Origin of the sequence: Pectobacterium sp. CFBP8739, assembly GCF_013449375.1 — a bacterium.
Classification (GTDB): domain Bacteria; phylum Pseudomonadota; class Gammaproteobacteria; order Enterobacterales; family Enterobacteriaceae; genus Pectobacterium.
Genome location: NZ_JACDRR010000028.1, coordinates 42919 through 60058, shown reverse-complemented (window position 1 = coordinate 60058; position 17140 = coordinate 42919). Strand labels below are relative to the sequence as shown.

At 54.0% G+C, this 17140-nt stretch carries 11 protein-coding genes; 4 read left to right on the top strand and 7 right to left on the bottom strand.

Annotation, left to right across the window (positions count from 1 at the left end; translation table 11 throughout):
• Positions 1-231 precede the first annotated feature (231 nt).
• The 4 genes from H0247_RS17725 to H0247_RS17710 form a co-directional block, all read right to left on the bottom strand.
• Positions 232-849 (bottom strand): heme acquisition protein HasA, encoded by a 618-nt coding sequence (locus H0247_RS17725; RefSeq protein WP_180743725.1) that lies wholly within the window; start codon positions 847-849, stop codon positions 232-234.
• A gap of 117 nt (positions 850-966) precedes the next feature.
• Complete coding sequence (locus H0247_RS17720; protein WP_180743724.1) at positions 967-3645, bottom strand: TonB-dependent receptor; 2679 nt, start codon at positions 3643-3645, stop codon at positions 967-969.
• Between the two features lie 257 nt (positions 3646-3902).
• Positions 3903-4856, bottom strand: a complete 954-nt coding sequence (locus H0247_RS17715; protein ID WP_180743723.1) for a FecR domain-containing protein — start codon at positions 4854-4856, stop codon at positions 3903-3905.
• Positions 4857-4973: 117 nt separating this feature from the next.
• Positions 4974-5483: an RNA polymerase sigma factor gene (locus H0247_RS17710; RefSeq protein WP_180743722.1), complete on the bottom strand. Its 510-nt coding sequence runs from the start codon at positions 5481-5483 to the stop codon at positions 4974-4976.
• A gap of 392 nt (positions 5484-5875) precedes the next feature.
• On the opposite strand from H0247_RS17710, the gene patD reads away from it, so the two are divergent.
• The 3 genes from patD (at position 5876) to H0247_RS17695 (ending at position 11486) form a co-directional block, all read left to right on the top strand.
• Complete coding sequence (gene patD / locus H0247_RS17705; protein WP_180743721.1) at positions 5876-7300, top strand: aminobutyraldehyde dehydrogenase; 1425 nt, start codon at positions 5876-5878, stop codon at positions 7298-7300.
• Positions 7301-7627: 327 nt separating this feature from the next.
• A complete protein-coding gene (gene ygjG, locus H0247_RS17700; RefSeq protein WP_219606804.1) occupies positions 7628-9034 on the top strand; it encodes a putrescine aminotransferase in 1407 nt (468 codons plus the stop codon).
• A 784-nt stretch (positions 9035-9818) separates the two neighbouring features.
• Positions 9819-11486: a methyl-accepting chemotaxis protein gene (locus tag H0247_RS17695; RefSeq protein WP_180743719.1), complete on the top strand. Its 1668-nt coding sequence runs from the start codon at positions 9819-9821 to the stop codon at positions 11484-11486.
• A gap of 166 nt (positions 11487-11652) precedes the next feature.
• Here the strand turns inward: H0247_RS17695 and H0247_RS17690 are convergent, their stop codons facing one another.
• The gene (locus H0247_RS17690) at positions 11653-12639 is read right to left on the bottom strand and encodes a class I SAM-dependent methyltransferase (RefSeq protein WP_180743718.1); all 987 of its coding nucleotides are present in this window, start codon (positions 12637-12639) and stop codon (positions 11653-11655) included.
• A gap of 122 nt (positions 12640-12761) precedes the next feature.
• Between H0247_RS17690 and H0247_RS17685 the strand changes: the two genes are divergently transcribed.
• Positions 12762-13694, top strand: a complete 933-nt coding sequence (locus tag H0247_RS17685) for an AraC family transcriptional regulator (RefSeq protein WP_180743717.1) — start codon at positions 12762-12764, stop codon at positions 13692-13694.
• A 53-nt stretch (positions 13695-13747) separates the two neighbouring features.
• Here H0247_RS17685 and H0247_RS17680 read toward each other — a convergent pair whose 3' ends face one another.
• Both H0247_RS17680 and H0247_RS17675 read right to left on the bottom strand, forming a co-directional pair.
• On the bottom strand, positions 13748-15208 hold the full coding sequence (locus H0247_RS17680; RefSeq protein ID WP_180743716.1) for an AMP nucleosidase: 1461 nt from the start codon (positions 15206-15208) through the stop codon (positions 13748-13750).
• A 138-nt stretch (positions 15209-15346) separates the two neighbouring features.
• On the bottom strand, positions 15347-17125 hold the full coding sequence (locus tag H0247_RS17675) for an ABC transporter permease subunit (RefSeq protein WP_180743715.1): 1779 nt from the start codon (positions 17123-17125) through the stop codon (positions 15347-15349).
• Positions 17126-17140: the final 15 nt, after the last annotated feature.

Genomic DNA, 17140 nt, shown 5'->3' with positions numbered 1-17140 from the left:
CGTTCTCACCGTGGTGTACCCCACAAGGTGGAAGAGGGGAAAACGGTTAGCCGTACCGCTATTGACGCGGTTTGCCAACGGTTATTACACTCACTAGACCGTCGCGGTGCCGTGCCCGTCATACTTCACGCTGCATCCGTGTAACGCGAAATATTCAGGGTATCTCTATTCTCTCCGTACCGCGACGGTGTTCACTCAAACGGCTAAAAGCGTCATCTTTTAGCCGTTTTCTTATGCCGCCAGCAGATCAGCCGTTTCGGCGACGCCAACGATGTCAACCACGGTATCCGCAGAAAGTGCGGCATCGGAGGTCGCCGTCGCGAAGCTCAGGCTATCCAGGCTCGCATTGATGTCGATACCCGCATTACTCAGCGCGTCCAGCAGTGGCTGAACCTGACCGCTCATCAGACCGTAAATCACGTCATGCACCACGCCGCGATCGCTAACCGTCAGATTAGCGATATCGGTAGAGAGATCCAGCCCGCTGAAGGTCACTTCTGGCTCTAGAAGAGAATATGCGGTACCCGCCGTGGTGCCGCCTTGCAGAACGTTACCGAATGACAGGGTATCCAGATCGCCGTACAAGGTGTGAGCGGGAGGAGAAAAGAGGCTATAGGTTAGATCGCCGCCGACAATGAGCGCGGAGAAATCGTTCTGCGTACTCGTGATCGCATATTGAGTGCCATCTATAAAGGTATCGCCGCCGTAAAAGCCCCCAGTATTATTGCCGCCGACTTGAGTGTTACCGGCGGTATGATTAACGTCACCAAACGCTGCTGACCATTCAGTCAGGTAGCTGGCAATGCTGTAATTGGCATAGTAGGCATCGTAGGTAATTGCAAAACTCATAGTAGATTCCTCATTAACTAACGATCGACAGGCACGGTCATCCGTGTCTGTCGTGAAAGAGGATGAGCCATCCCATCCCCTTTGTTTTCCTGCCTCCCGCATGGGGAAACAGAGATATTAGAATCGGTACTCCACGCCAGCCTGCACCGTTCTCCCTCGGCTTGGTGTGTAACCCAGTGATTCGCCATAGCTCACGATGTAAGTACGGTTAGCGATATTTTCGACGGAGCCACGTACCGTCAGGCTGTCAGTCAGACGATAGCTGGCGTACAGATCGTAAACTTCATATTTGGGCCAGTCGGCTAAGTAGGCGGAGTTGGCCGGTGCGGCTGCATCCTGATAGCCGGGTGCGAAGCGCATTGTCACTCCCATATCCAGTTTGCGATCGAAGACGCGCGTCCCCAGCGTGACGGAGCCACGATCACCAGGCAGATAGGCGGCGTTGCTGAATAACAGCGTTTTCTGACAAGTGAAATCACTGGCGGTGGTATCAACTGGCGTGGAGTAATAGTTTTTTCGAGTGCCTCCGACAGCCGTGACACCCCCCATCCAAGCCATCGGCGCACAGAAATCGTTATTGCCAAACATGTGGGTATAGGTGGCATCGACATACAAAAAGCCCGCATCGTAATTCAATTGGTACTCGATGCCACGGAAACGGCTCTTCACCAGATTGTTTTGGAACACAGAATTGCTGAGGGATTCGCCTTGATAACCTGGCTTTGTTCTAGCGCCGTTCAGGCTGATGTAGTTGTTTATCCGTGTATCGAAGTAGGACACCTTGGTGACCAGCCTATCGCCATCCAACAGCAGGTCGGGTTGCTGAATATTGAACCCGACTTCCCAGGCGCGAGAGCGTTCTGGCTTGAGATTGGGATTCGGATACAGGTAATAATTGCCCGCGCTGTAGGTGCCGTTGGCAAAGGTTTCGCTGACTGACGGCGGACGCCAGGACAGGCCGTAGCTGGTGAACAGTTGTAGCCACTCAACGCCAGGACGAACGCCAGCAAACAGTGTTGGGGAAAGCTTGCCGTGCTCGTCGTCAATATTCCAATTCTGTGTCGTGGTGACGAACGCGGGGCAACGTGCGATTGACCCTTCCTTACAGGGATCCGCGACAGTATAGGGGATTTCCCGATAGCTGATGCTGGTGGTACCGCGTAACCGGTAGCGATCGTAACGCAGGCCGCCTTGCAGCGTGACCCACTCGTCGTAGGCGTAAGTCAGGTTCGCGAACAGGCTGGCCATCGCTCGGTTCCCTTCTGGGGTGGCGTTACTGGCCGTGCTATTGGTGCTGTCCGTCGTGATCTTGTCGTAATAGAAATCCAGCCCGTAGTCGGCTTTCAGATCGTGCGTGCCCTGCTGCCACAGCGTCGAGGTATTCTGCGCTTGCACCCCGTAGGTGCGCAGCCGCGTGCTTTCGTGATAGGCGCTGTTATTAGAGATAGCATAGTTATCGGTGTCGTTATGGGTATCGGCGTAATAAATCTTGGACTTAAAATCCAGCCAGTGCTGGTCGTCTGGTTTCAGGCTGTAATCCAACGCTGTACTGCGCGCCATAATCTCGCTATGTCCGCTGGCCTTCCAACCCAGTTCGGTATTGGAAAGGTTGGATAACGTCCCGACATTTTCAGAAGCGGTTTGCGTTTGCATATAGCTGAGCTGGAAGCGCTGGTTAGCGGGCAGATTCCAGCCGATTTTCGCCAGCCGTGAGTGCATGGTATAAGCTGCGCTGGTCACTTTTTGATGCTTTAAGTTATTGGCCCACTCTTCATAATGAGTTGAATTGCCCGGGATACGGATATTACCGAGGTTGCCATCATTGCCCGGCCAGTAGTCGCCCAGATGACGTTCGCTGGCACCGACCAGAATATCGCCGCTTTCGTTACCGAGCGCGAGAACCCCACTGCCGATAAAATGCGTTCCGTTGTCGCCGGTGCTGGCATGCAGTTTTCCGCCCAGCTCTTTACCCGGAGCGAGAAAATCGTGGGCGCTGACGGTATTAAATGTAGCGACGCCACCCAACGTGCCCGCGCTGCCCATCACGTTTGTCGCGCCTTTTTCAATCGTTGCACTGGAGAGCAGCTCTGAGTCGATATACATCTGTCCATTGCGCTGGCCGTAGCCGGTTTTTTGAAAATTCTGTCGTACGCCGTCGATGTTCATATTCACGCGGCCGAAGTCCTGTATGCCGCGGATGTTGACCGACAGCGACGGGTCCTGCTGGCTGACGCTGGAGTAAACGCCAGCGGACTGCTCCAGCAGATCGGCGGCATGGCGGGAAGGGCGGTTATCCATCTGCTCGCGTGAAATAACGCTAATCGCGCGTGGTTGTTCGTAGATCCAGTCACCTGGGTTGGCGACGGTAAAGGCGCGTACCGTCATCACGTCATCTATTTTTACCGTATCGACATTGACTGAACGGGGGCGCAGAGTAATCACGCCGTTGCTGCCGATCTGGAAATCAACGGGATTAGCGCCGATCAACTGTCGCAATCCTTGCTCGGGAGCGAAACGACCCTGAAGCGCGGTGGCTTGCATATTTTCCAGTTTGACGTCGGCAAAAAAGACCTGTAGCCCCGCCTGTTCGGCGAAACGCAGCAACGCGCTGCTCAACGGCTGCGCGCTGATGGAAAAGGCGGAGCTCTGATGGGCCGCTTCCTGAACGCTGGCGGCCAGCGTTTCCGCGTGCACAGAGTGGAGTGAGCCAGACAACGACAGTGCGATGCCAACGGCAAGAGAAAGTGGATTACGTTGTAACAAGCGGTTGTCTTGCTGTTGTGTTCTTTTAAACATTTTTACCTGGTCTGCCATTCGTCAAATCATCAATAAGCATTAATAAACAAAGGGATAATTAGCCCTTTTTTATTAATGGAAATGATAATAAAAATCATTACCTAAATATGAAGACGGCTGAGAAGACAGAACCCGTAAAAAAATATTTAAATTTTTTTCTCCGGCGCGTTGCGTCCTTGTGAACGTAAAGGGCGTTTATGAGAGAGCGCCACGCCTGAGCGGCGTGGCGGGGATGGGGAAGACAGGGAAGAAAGAGATCAGTACAGAACGGTGACGCCGGGGAGTGAAACGGTTTTGGCACCCAGTTCGGTGGCGATGGTTTGCAATGCGCCATCCAGTTCGTTCAGTGAAAAAATGCCGCTGACCTGACGCTGGCGCAGCGCTGATGTAGGGATGACGATCGTGCCAGCGCGATACTGATTGATACGCGCGATCACGACCGCCAACGGCTGTTGATCAAAGATCAACATGCCGCGCCGCCAGTCGCCGCGCTCACGGCTATTCCAACTGGGGAGGCGAGTCATCTCTTGTTCTGTGTAGCGTGCCGCCTGTTGCTCATCAAGCTGCAATGATTGCCCGCTTGCCGTGACCTGTACACTGTGTTCCACCACGCCGACGGTCGTGGTCTGTGATGACGTTTGCACGATGAACTGCGTGCCTAGCGCCTGTGTGGTGCCTGATGCAGCATCAACCAAGAAAGGGCGTTTTTCCTGAGTGGTTGTTGGGGCGACGGTGAACCAGGCGGAACCTTGCAGCAGCGTGACGCGCCGCTCTTGCGGGGTATAGGCGAGCGAAATGGCGCTGCCCGCATCCATATCGACTTTACTGCCGTCCGGTAGCGTAACCTGTTTAATCTGATGGTCGGCACGATAGTCCGAACGTAACATGAGGATGCCATCGGAAATCCAGGTTGTGCCGAGACTGAAACCCAGCAGCAATAAAGCCGCAATTTTCCACTGAGTCATACGGTTAACACGTCTGAGAGGCAATGTAGTTGGCGGCTGTGGTTGCAGCACTTGTTTTTGCTCAGCGCTGAGCGACCCGAGCCCATGCCAGAGCCTCCCTGCCTGTTCCAACGCGTGGCTATGGCGCAGGTCCTGTGCCAGCCAGTGCTGGAATGCCCGTTCCTGTTCATCGTCCAGCGGCGCTTCGGCCAAACGTATAGCCCAGCGTACTGCCTGCTGCTGGATTTCAGGGGGATAATCGTTCATGTCGTAGGCCTGGAGTGTGTGGGGTCTCTAAATAGGTAGACGTCTGGCGGCAATAAACCCGTAAATAATTTGTGATTATTTCATGGTGGTCGACGCTTTTCATGATAATGATCGCTTTCACGAGGCGCGACTCGTCATCATCGCGTGCAGCGTCATGGCAAGATGTTTCTCTACGGTGCTGAGGGAAATTTCCAACTGCTGAGCAATTTGCGTCTGCGTCATGTGTTCAAACCGGTGCAGATGAAATATCAGTTGCGTGCGTTCAGGCAGCGTCGCCAGTACGTTTGCCAGACGCTCCAGTTCCTGTTGGGCGATGGCCGTTTGATCGAGCTGGGGCGCGGCATCCGGCAGGTATTCCAGCGCCGCCTCCGTATCGTCAACGGATGCCGCCATCTGCCAGCGTTGTTGGTGGCGGACATGGTCGAGCAGCAAGTTATTTGCTGTCTTATAGAGATATGCCTTCTTGTCGTCTACATCATTCTGCTGTTCCAGCCGTTGCGCCAACCGTAAAAAACTCTCTTGCACCAGATCGGCTGCTGCCTGAGGGTCGCGCAGTTTATGATTAAGATAGCGTTCTAACCGTTCTGCATAGTGGTTGAACAGCATTCTGAGTTCAGACTCTGACATGCCAACGTCCCGTCAGGTGACCTTCCCGCCGACTCTGCGGTAACAGAACCTCTTTCCCTTGTCACCGCGTTCTCCATAACAATGCACAGCACTGGCCATAACAATGCACGGTACTGTCTGTTGACGACGAAGGGTAAAGCCCTGAATAATAAATTTAATGTAATTGATAATTATTATCACATATGCCGCAGCGAAAAGCAGAGTTAAATCTTCTTCAGATTGGCGGATTTTCGCCATCGACTACACTTATCTTGCAGGATATCGCCTGTCAGGGAAGCGATGGGTTATCAAACATCGATGAGTTATCAAACATAAGGTGGCAGGTTTTTTGCACAGACATTTTACAGATAGTGGTGAAAGATACGACGGTTTTCTCTCTGTAAGGAAAATGTATGCACGACAAATTACTGATAGAAGGCAAGCTGGTAGCAGGGAAAGGTGAAGCGTTGCCAGTATTCAATCCCGCGACGGGAGAACAAATTGCCGCCATTGCGCAGGCCGATCTGCACCAGGTTGATGCAGCGGTTCTGGCTGCCGAGTCCGCTTTTTCACACTGGGGACAGACCACGCCGAAAACGCGCGCGACGCTATTGCTACAGATTGCCGATACCATTGAAGAACACGCCGAGGCGTTTGCCAAACTTGAATCGTTAAACTGCGGCAAACCCTATCATGCGGCGCTGAATGATGAAGTGCCTGCGGTCGCTGATGTGTTTCGTTTTTTTGCCGGCGCGGCGCGCTGCCTGAGCGGTTCGGCGGCGGGGGAATATCTTGAAGGACATACCTCCATGATCCGCCGTGATCCGGTTGGCGTGGTGGCGTCTATCGCCCCGTGGAACTACCCGCTGATGATGGCGTCGTGGAAGCTGGCACCGGCGCTGGCGGCGGGAAACTGTGTGGTGCTGAAACCGGCGGAGCAAACCCCGCTCACCACGTTCTATCTGGCACATCTGCTGGCGGAGATACTGCCCGCTGGTGTGGTGAATATCGTGTTCGGGCGTGGTGCAGACATCGGCGATGCGCTGACGGGGCATGAGAAAGTGAACATGGTGTCGCTGACAGGCTCGATTGCGACCGGCGCGCATATTCTGTCGCATACTGCCTCGAGCGTAAAACGGACGCACATGGAACTTGGCGGCAAAGCGCCGGTGATTGTTTTCGACGATGCGGATATCGAGCAAGTCGTTGACGGAATCCGCAGCTTCGGTTTCTACAATGCGGGGCAAGATTGTACCGCCGCCTGTCGGCTGTATGTGCAGCGTGCCGTCTACGATAAGGTCGTGGAAGCATTAGGCAAGGCGGTGGCGACGCTGAAAATGGGCGATCCGCATGATGAAACCACCGAACTGGGGCCGCTGATTACTGAGCAGCAACTGGAACGTGTGGTGGAGTTTGTCGAACGCGCTAAAGCGCTGCCGCATATTACAGTGGTGACCGGTGGCGATCGAGTGAAAGGGCAGGGATTTTACTTCCAACCCACGGTGCTGGCGGGCGCGAAGCAGGAAGACGAGATCGTACAGAAAGAGGTGTTTGGCCCTGTAATCTCTATCACACCGTTTGATGATGAAGTGCAAGTGATTGGCTGGGCGAATGCCTCGCATTACGGACTGGCCTCGTCGGTCTGGACGCGCGATATCGGGCGGGCTCACCGTCTGGCCGCCTGTCTACAGTACGGCTGTACCTGGGTGAATACCCACTTTATGCTGGTGAGCGAAATGCCGCACGGCGGGCAGAAACTGTCAGGCTACGGCAAAGATATGTCGATGTACGGTCTAGAGGATTACACCATCGTGCGCCATATCATGATCCGTCATTGAGATGATTCACTCTGTCTCAGGAGTCGCTTGTCTTGAAAAAGACGTCAGGTGCTGAAATAGCGAGTTTGTCCAGCCTCGGCGTGCCCCAAAAGAGGGCACGCTGGGCACGCACGGGGCATCATGAGATTTTCCACTCACCTTCACTCTGATATTCACTCTTCTGACTGGTTATTAATTTTGAATATTAAAAATTAGTTCAAACTATATGCTGGATTTTTGGTTTAGATCGCGTTTTTGTATTTTATTATGATTTGGGGCGGGCGACTGGCGTGTTATGTGCATTAATTAAATTGGCATCACGTGATGTCCGTTTTCAAGGAGCGCATTTTGTCCAGATCAAACGCCCACCTTACCCCGCTAGAGTGTACTCAGCAGGCACTGCATTGGATTCATAGTGACACGCTATCCCACGATGACATGGCGGCACTGAATCGAGAAGTTTTGAGTTGTTTTCGTGAATACGTCAACCCAGGTTTTCTGGAGTACCGAAAATCTGTCACCAACGGCGGCGATTACGGTGCAGTCGAATGGCGCGCCAGCGGCCCGAATACGCTGATTGATACCCAAGGGAATGAATATCTGGACTGCCTCGGTGGTTACGGCATTTTCAATGTTGGGCATCGCAACCCTAATGTGATTGCTGCTGTGGAGCGCCAGCTCGCCAGACAACCGCTGCACAGTCAGGAACTGCTCGACCCGCTGCGGGGGCTGCTGGCAAAAACGCTGGCGGCACTGACGCCGGGCGATCTGAAATACAGTTTCTTCTGCAACAGCGGAACGGAATCGGTTGAAGCGGCGCTGAAACTGGCGAAGGCTTACCAGTCGCCGCGCGGAAAATATACCTTTATTGCTGCGACTGGCGCGTTCCATGGTAAATCGCTGGGGGCGCTTTCAGCCACCGCCAAGCCTGCGTTTCGTCGTCCGTTTATGCCGCTGTTACCCGGCTTCCATCATGTGCCTTTTGGTGATATCAGCGCCATGCGTAAGCAGGTTCAACAATGCCAGAAGACCGGCGATGACGTGGCTGCCATTATCCTTGAACCCATTCAGGGAGAAGGCGGCGTGATTGTGCCACCGGAAAATTACTTGCCTGCGGTCAGAGCATTGTGCGATGAGGTTGGGGCATTGCTGATTCTGGATGAGGTACAAACTGGCATGGGACGTACGGGCAAGATGTTCGCCTGTGAGCATTATGGCGTGCAGCCTGACATTCTGTGTCTGGCGAAGGCGTTGGGCGGCGGCGTGATGCCGATTGGTGCCACGGTGGCGACGGAAGAGGTCTTCTCCGTGCTGTTTGAAAATCCGTTCCTGCATACGACCACGTTTGGCGGCAACCCGCTGGCCTGCGCGGCGGCGTTGGCGACCGTCAATGAATTGCTGACGAAGAATCTGCCGGAACAGGCGGCGATACAAGGGGCGTTTTTGTTACAGGGCTTGCAGCAGTTGGCGGCCGAGTATCCTCAATTGATTATCGAAGCGCGAGGAATGGGGCTGTTACAGGCTATCGAGTTCAGGAAAAACGAGATCGGGTATGCCTTCGCGAAAGAACTATTCCAACGTAATGTTCTGGTGGCGGGCACCCTGAATAATGCCAAATCGGTCAGGATAGAGCCACCGCTTACCATCACGCGCGAGCAGTGTACCCGCGTGCTGAAGGAAGCGAAGGAAGTGCTAAAGAAACTCAATGGCACGATGCCTGACGAAAATAAAATGAAGGAATATGCGGTAGAGTGAAAAACGAGACGGAAACACGCAGCACCCTATTAGGTTCAGCCCGAAAGCCAGTCAGCCCTCACTGACTGGCTTTTTTGATCCTCATGCGATAAGCAGGCCTCTGCGATTATGCTTTAAATCTAATTAGTTCAGTCACGTTACACTGTATTGAACACCTTGGAAGGTAATGAGGTCGAGGATGTTGTTATTCAACCTAAATTATTAGCATTCTAACTTATAAAGTGTTTTTAATTAATGGGAATAAGAATTTTCCCTTTATTATTTTTTGATAGAAAAAAACGATCGAATAGATGAAATTGAGTGGTTTAATGATCGTTATTTTCGATCGATATTCCATTTATGATAGTGTACAGTTATAGACTCTAGCTGGTTTGATAGCGGGATTTTTATATTTACGATAATGCTAATACATGTAATGGCTATTCATTATTGAATGAAGTTATTGTTTTTTTAATTGCACAGTAATGAGGTTTTCTGTGTCGTTAATGGTTTTTTTAGAGCCAAGGTAAACGGGAAGTTAATTAATCAAGTAAATCGTTTCAGTAGGTGAGCATCATCAACACTCAGGAAAGGTGAGAAATAAAATATATGGCTAAATGGATTTCTTATGCCAGCATTCTGCTACATACATCAGAAAATAAGAGATTTAGATAAGCCAGGGTGCCCAGCGTGATAATAGGCTGTTTTAGATTCTGTGATGTTTTTTATTAAACAGATGGCAGCAGAACTTGTCGTTAATCATTATTGGGTAATAATTTTTAAAATGTAATATTCTGGTGCTAACATGATTTTTTTTAAAAATATAAAAATTGGCAATCGGCTTTTTCTTGGGTTTGGTTTGCTGATTGTAATGACCTTGATTTTGTCATCTATTAGCTATTATTTCATGAAAAACATTGGTGCTGAATTTGATAAAGTCACTGAAGATAGAATGGTCAAAGTTGATATGCTGCGCGATATTCAAGATGTATTGAATACCAACGTCCGCACGCTGCGGGATATCATTCTCCTCCCCGCAGACAGAAATCAGGAAAAACAAGAACTGAAGGCAACCATAGCAAAAACGACGGACACGGCTAGTGAGATATATAAAAAGCTTGATGGGATGGTCAATTCGGATCGGGCGCGGGTGTTATTTAATCAACTTATCGATATCAGGAAACAATATAGCCTGAGCATTAATAAAGCGATTGGCTATGCGATGGACGATGAGGATGCGCTGGCAACAGAGCTGGTATTTGGTGATATTGCTAATATTCAAGCGGTTTATTTTGCCAAACTGCGTGAATTTACCGAATTACAGACTGCGTATGTTGATGATGCCAAACAGATAACGAAAGCCTATATTTCAAATGCGCTCGTGTGGATACTCATATTGTCTGCGCTCTCAACCGTTTTTGGGTGCCTTACCGCCTGGTCATTAACCCGCAGCGTCACCGTTCCGTTATTCACCGCACTTTCCTCTGCAAAGCGTATCAGCGCGGGGGATTTGAGCGGTTCAATTGAGGTGAATAGCCGTGATGAAACGGGTTTGCTGCTGGAAGAAATGAAGGAGATGCAGGCTGCGTTGACGCGGATGGTGATTGGCGTCAGGAATAATGCAGAGAGTGTCGCGACGGCCAGTATGCAGATTGCTCAGGGTAACGCGGATTTGTCATCACGGACCGAAGAGCAGGCGAGCGCACTCGAAGAAACCTCTTCAACCATGACGCAATTAGGGATGACGGTAAAAAACAATGCCGACAATGCCCGTCAGGCTAACGTGCTGGCGCAAAATGCGAGTAACGTTGCGCGTGAGGGGGGGGAGGTTGTCAATGACGTGGTGGGCACAATGAAGTCCATTAATGAAAGTTCGCGCAGTATTGCAGACATTATCAACGTCATCGACAGCATTGCGTTCCAGACGAATATTTTGGCGCTTAACGCCGCCGTTGAGGCTGCTCGAGCGGGCGAGCAAGGGCGAGGATTCGCCGTTGTGGCGGGGGAAGTGCGTAATCTGGCACAGCGCAGTGCGGAAGCCGCGAAAGAGATCAAAAATCTGATTACGGCGAGCGTTGAACGTGTCGAACGGGGTTCGGTATTGGTGAATAAAGCGGGGGAAACCATGCAGCAAGTGGTGATGTCCATCCGCCAGTTGAGCGATACCGTATCAGAGATTAGCTCTGCCAGTGCCGAGCAGTCGACGGGGGTTGAACAGGTCGGGATCGCGGTTAGCCAAATGGACCAAACAACACAGCAAAATGCGGCGTTGGTGGAAGAGTCCGCAGCGGCGGCGCAAAGTCTCAAGGAACAAGCGGATCAACTCGTCAGAGAGGTTTCGGTGTTCAAGATTGCAGGCTATGAACGTTCGGTGTCCAAGCAGCCAGCAACGGAGACGCTGTCGCTGGTCGCGATGCTTCCTGTTTCAGCTAAAGCTTCACCTCGAGGGGCATCTGACTGGACCCGTTTCTGATAATGAAAAGATAGGGTCGCCAGCACGTCAGCGATAGCGTGAAAATAAGGAATAATAAAGCAGAGAATATTATTAAAGGTGTTGTTTGCCAGTCAGCGTTTGCTGACTGGCTTTTTACATTCTGGGTGCGTCTTACATTCAGGAATGTATGGCCCGTAGTGCACGGTTATGGGTGTTTACGGGCGATCAACACATTCAACGGCGCCATGGGAAATGCCTGATGACGTCGGGTTTCGACAGAGGTAAAGCCAGCAGCCAGTAGCCACTGCGTCAGTTGACCTTCTCGCGTGACGTGGCGTCCGCTCATTTGCATCGACAGATAAAACGGCAGAATTGGGGCGGCGGCATCGGCTTCTTCCGCGATTTCTGCCTGTGCCAGCACCAGCGTGCCTTCTGACGTTAGCGCGTTGTGGAGTGTAACCAGCATGGTGGGAATATCTTCGACAAAATGCAGGAAAGAAGAACTCCAAATCAGATCGTATTTTTCGACAGGAAACGCGCCGCTGTGTGCCGACAGCCTTGTGGATAATCCGGCGGCATCAATATTACGCTGTGCCACGGCGGCGGTTTGCGGCAGATCATACACCGTGCCGGAGATCTGCGCGTGGCGCAGCGCCAGCGTAATCGCCACCCAACCAGGGCCACCGCCCAAATCGAGAATGTGTCTGATGTGTGGGAAATCCGGCAGACTGGAGAGCAGACTATCGGCAAGGTCTGCCGTTATCGAACGCTGCTCTTGAGCGATCTGTCGCTCTGCCGCATTGGCCCATGCAGCGTCACGCGGTAACTCGCTTAGCTGTGCTGGCAGTGGCTGACGCATCCCGTCACCAAGCCCCTGACCAAACTGGCGTAGGCTGGTGAGGCGAAAACGCCAGGCATCGCCCAGAAACCGCGAACGGCTGCGACAGAGTACGGCGGCGCAGGCTGGGGCGGTGCGATAGCCGTCGTGATGGCGCGTCAAAAATTGCATACTCCACAGCATGTCGAGCAGAAATCCGGTTTTCTCTGGCTGCCAGCCCAACTCTGCCGCCAACTGTTCCGGCGTGGTGATCGCTTCCAGTCGGTCAAAAATCTGCTGCTCCAGCGCCAAATGTAAAGCATCGGCTTGTACGCTGCTGGCGGCCAGTTGCCATAATGTCTCTAATGGATTCATAAGTGGTCTGCCTCATTGATGGTCAGTCGGTAGGGAATATGCTATCTATAAATGAGAATCGTTATTATGTTCATTGTTATGCGAGACGGCGTTTTTCCTATGCGAAACGGCGGGGGAAGGGGATGCAAAGGCGACAAAGGCAACGTGAAAAACTAGCAGACGAGCGGTGCAGTGCTAGCGAGGTGAGTCTCTCAGGCGCTCGCCGTCTCCTGCCGGACAATATCGGTGAATGTTGGTCGGATTTCAGCTGTATTGATGCCGAGCTGTCGCTGGTTCGTTCGCAGTACCGTCCGCGCTGCGCTTTAGTGGAAGAAACGCAGAACCCACATTCGCAACCCATGTTGGTCATGACGTTTGCGCTGGCAGGGGAGTCAGCATATTACGATCGCAGCGGTTCACAGATCTGGTTTCGCCAACAGCATGTCACGATCACGACGTTTGGCGCCAGCGTAGGTGAACGTCATTATCAGGCGCAACAACAGATCGATCAGCTACGCTTGCTAGTGGGGAAAACGGCGGTGGCGCGTTATTTTGGCACGGACTGTGCGGAACAGCTGTTCAATGCCGACGGGGTTCAGCAGCGTGCGTTTGCGCCCGTCTCTGTAGCCAGCCAGGTTCATGTGAATGCACTGTGTGGCGACGCCGATCCGCTGAGTCGTCATATCCACGCCTTAAGCCTGTTATCGCAGCACCGCCACTTCCTACAGCCGGAAGAAAGGCGTGGTGCTATTCATCTACAGGAGCGGCAGCAACTGGAACAGGTATGCCGGTGGATGCGTGAACATCTGGCTGAACCGCTGACGCTGGCCTGCATGGCGACGCAGGCGGGGATGAGCGAATCCAGACTCAAACTTGGGTTTCATCGCTGCTTCGCGACCACACCGGGTCAGATGCTATTGCGGATGCGTATGGAGCGGGCGCATCAGTTGTTGGATCAGGGATTTCAGGTGGCGCAGACGGCCTGGCAAGTTGGCTATCGGCATCCCGCTAATTTCAGTCTGGCATTTACGCGCTATTTTAACCGTAACCCAAAAACGATTGCAGCACGCCGGTAGCGGAGCGGGCAACCCCTGACAGGCGGTTGCCTACTGGAGCTCACATTCTGTGACTAGCGGAACGGCGGTTCGTTAAAGGTACGCAGTTTGCGCGAGTGTAGCTTGTCGCTTTCCGCCCGCAGCAGATCGATAGCGCAGATGCCAATCTGCAAATGCTCCGAAATTGCCCCTTCATAGAAACGGTTCGCCTGTCCTGGCAGCTTGATTTCACCGTGCAACGGCTTATCCGAAACGCACAGCAGCGTGCCGTAAGGGACACGGAAGCGGTAACCCTGGGCGGCAATCGTCGCACTTTCCATATCTACCGCAACGGCACGACTGAGGTTAAAGCGCAGGGCGGAGGCGGCGTAGCGTAATTCCCAGTTGCGGTCATCGGTAGTCACCACCGTGCCAGTACGTAGGCGCTGTTTAACCTCTTCTCCCGGCATACCGCTGACCATCTTGGTGGCGTCGTACAGCGCGCGCTGCACTTCGGCGATGCTAGGAATCGGGATGTCAGGCGGCAACACCGCATCCAGTACGTGATCGTCACGCAGGTAAGCGTGCGCCAGCACATAGTCACCGATGGACTGACTCTCGCGCAGGCCGCCGCAGTGGCCGATCATCAGCCAGGCATGCGGACGCATCACCGCAAGGTGGTCGCAGATGGTTTTGGCATTGGATGGCCCGACGCCAATGTTGACCATCGTAATCCCTTTCCCTTGACGAGGAATCAGATGATAGGCAGGCATCTGGTGGTTCTTCCAGGCCAGATCGGACACCGTCTGCTCTGGGTTAGGCGTGTCGGCGGTGATGTAGATACCGCCCGCGCAGGATAGCGCTTCATAGGGGCTATCGGGATCGGCAATTTGCGCACACGCCCAGCGCACAAACTCATCGACATAACGGGTGTAGTTGGTGAAAAGAATGAATGGCTGAATATGTTCCACCGGCGTGCCGGTGTAGTGACGAAGCCGCGCCAGCGAGAAATCGGTGCGCAGCGCGTCGAAGTGCGACAGCGGTGATGTGGTGGTGGCATGAAACAACCCATCGGCCGTCTCGTCTCCAATCTGTGACAGTTCCGTGGTGGGGAAATGTTTGGCGATGCCCGCGCTCATGGAGCGGTCAAGAATCAGATCGGAACCGTCGAGTACGTAGGGGAACGGGATTTCCTGCTGAGACGGGCTGACCTCAATGGTGACATCATAATCCCCCTCCAGCAACGCCAACTGTTCTGTCAGATAAGCACGCAGGAATGCCGGACGGGTCACGGTGGTGGAGTAGCTACCGGGATGGGTGAAACGTCCATAGGCGCGATGGCGGGGATGGCCGGTCGAATTGCCGTTCCAACTGACGCGCAAGGCCGGGTAGGAAAATAATCCCGCCGCACGCGCGTTGGCATCGGGCAGGGTGCCATCATTGATGAAGTCCCCGATGGCGTCGCGCAGCGCTGAGACGGCGTCATCATACAGCGCTTCCAGTTTATCCAGAGCCTGCGTGACGGTAAGACTGACGTGGGATCCGCTGTTATGCATATTCTCTCCTTTAAATTCTGTACTTAGGCAGAAGTTAGCTCACAGCGTAACTGAACATGCACAGTCCCGCCATCGTGAAATCTGGCGGAGCGGTAAGCGTGAAGATAAGCCAGCGCTTAGGCGGTCTCCCTCGATAGATTAGTGCTTGTGGCGACCGGAGAGATTCGCCGCGCTCACGGCCAGTATCGACAATACGCCGAGTGCGGCCGCCGGTGCCAGCACGCCCCAGAAGGCACGTTCGATATACGGCATCCCTTCTGCCAGCACGCGTCCCCATTCTGGTGTCGGCGGGGAGGCGCCCAGACCTAAAAAGCCGAGCGATGCCAGCGCCAGCGCGATGCCTGGCAGTTTTAGCATTGCGTGACGGAAAAGCGGGCCAATCAGCGCGGGCAGAATATAGAACAGGCTGCGCCGTATCGGGCCGACGCCGAGAATCGGCAGCATTCGAATATAAGGGCGCGCATTGATTTCAGCCACCAGTGCCGCCGTGTGGGCTGCAAGTGGTGCCCAACTGACGGCAATGACGGCAATCGCCGCACCCGTTGCCGTCGGGCCGTTTACCGCAGCAACCAGCAGCCCGGCAATCACTGGCGGCAGGGCGTTAGTGACTTCAATGGGGCCGGTGAGCAGACGCGGAAACAGCCCAACCAACAGTCCGATAGCCAGACAGGCCAGCGAGACTACCAGCGCCAGCAGACAGGTATTTAACGTACCGTGTGCGACGCGTGCCAGCAAATCACGCCCCATCGCATCCGCGCCAAAAGGCAGCAGGAACGACGGTGGTTGCAGACGCAGAAAGGCCGAAGTATAGGGATCACGCGGCAGGCCAGCCAGCAACAGCAGCGCCAGCAGCAGCACACAGAGAATCGGCAGCCAGACGGCATAGCGAGAGGCAGGGCTACCGTGCTCTTCCGGTACGGGCATCGCGCCGCTCCGCAGCGCGCGCCCGAGAATCAGCAGCCGTACGCCGCTGGCCGCCATCCCCGCCAACGAGGCGATGAGTAACAGAATCAGCACGCCAACCTGCAAGGCAGGTAGATCCTGCGCGGCGGCGGCACCCAGTGTCGCGCGTCCGAGCCCGGGAATCGCAAAGACTTTTTCGACGGCGATGGCTCCGCCGGTTAATGAGACCAGCACCAGCCCGACCAGCGGCATGACGCTCGGCAACGTGCGCTTCAGCACCGCCAGTGCGATATGACGACGGCTGACGCCTGCCACGCTCCAGGTGGTAAGCCAGTTTTCGCTAAAAGTGGCGGAGATCGCATCGGAAATGATCCGGCCAAGGTAGCCGCCTGCCGGAATACCGAGCGCCAGAGACGGGAGCACGACGTAGTGCAAGCCCTGCCAGCCATAAGGCGGGAACCACTGTAACCAGATGGCACCGACGATCAGCAAAAAGGATGCCAGCAGAAATTCGGGCAGCGCGGTAAATAAGGCGGCAAACAGGCCGCCTGAACGATGAATCTGACCACGTAATCCGTGCCGAAAGGTCGGCGCGCACAGCATGGCCGCCAGCGTGAAGGCAACCAGCGCCGAGGTAGCCATCAGCGTGAGCGAGACACCCGCCGCCTGTAGCATCCCTGGGAGCACAGGGCGGCCTGAAACCCAGGAGTTGCCTGCATCACCGTGCAACAACCCCGTTAGCCAGTTCAGCAGTAGGCGCAGCGGTCCCTGATCCAGCCCGAGAGAATGACGAATCGCGTTGAGCGTTTCCGCCGTCGCTTCCTGCTCGCCGGAACGGGCACGTAGTAGCGCCAGCGCCGGATCCTGACCGGACAACCACGGCAGCATACCAATCAGCACCACAATGCCCGCCAGCGTCAGCAGCCGCGAAAACAGCGGAATCAGCAGGCCGTATCGCGGGCGTTGCGTCTGGCGGAGGGTCGCACAGGTGCGGCAATAGAGCGATTCACTCATAAACTCGTCATCTTT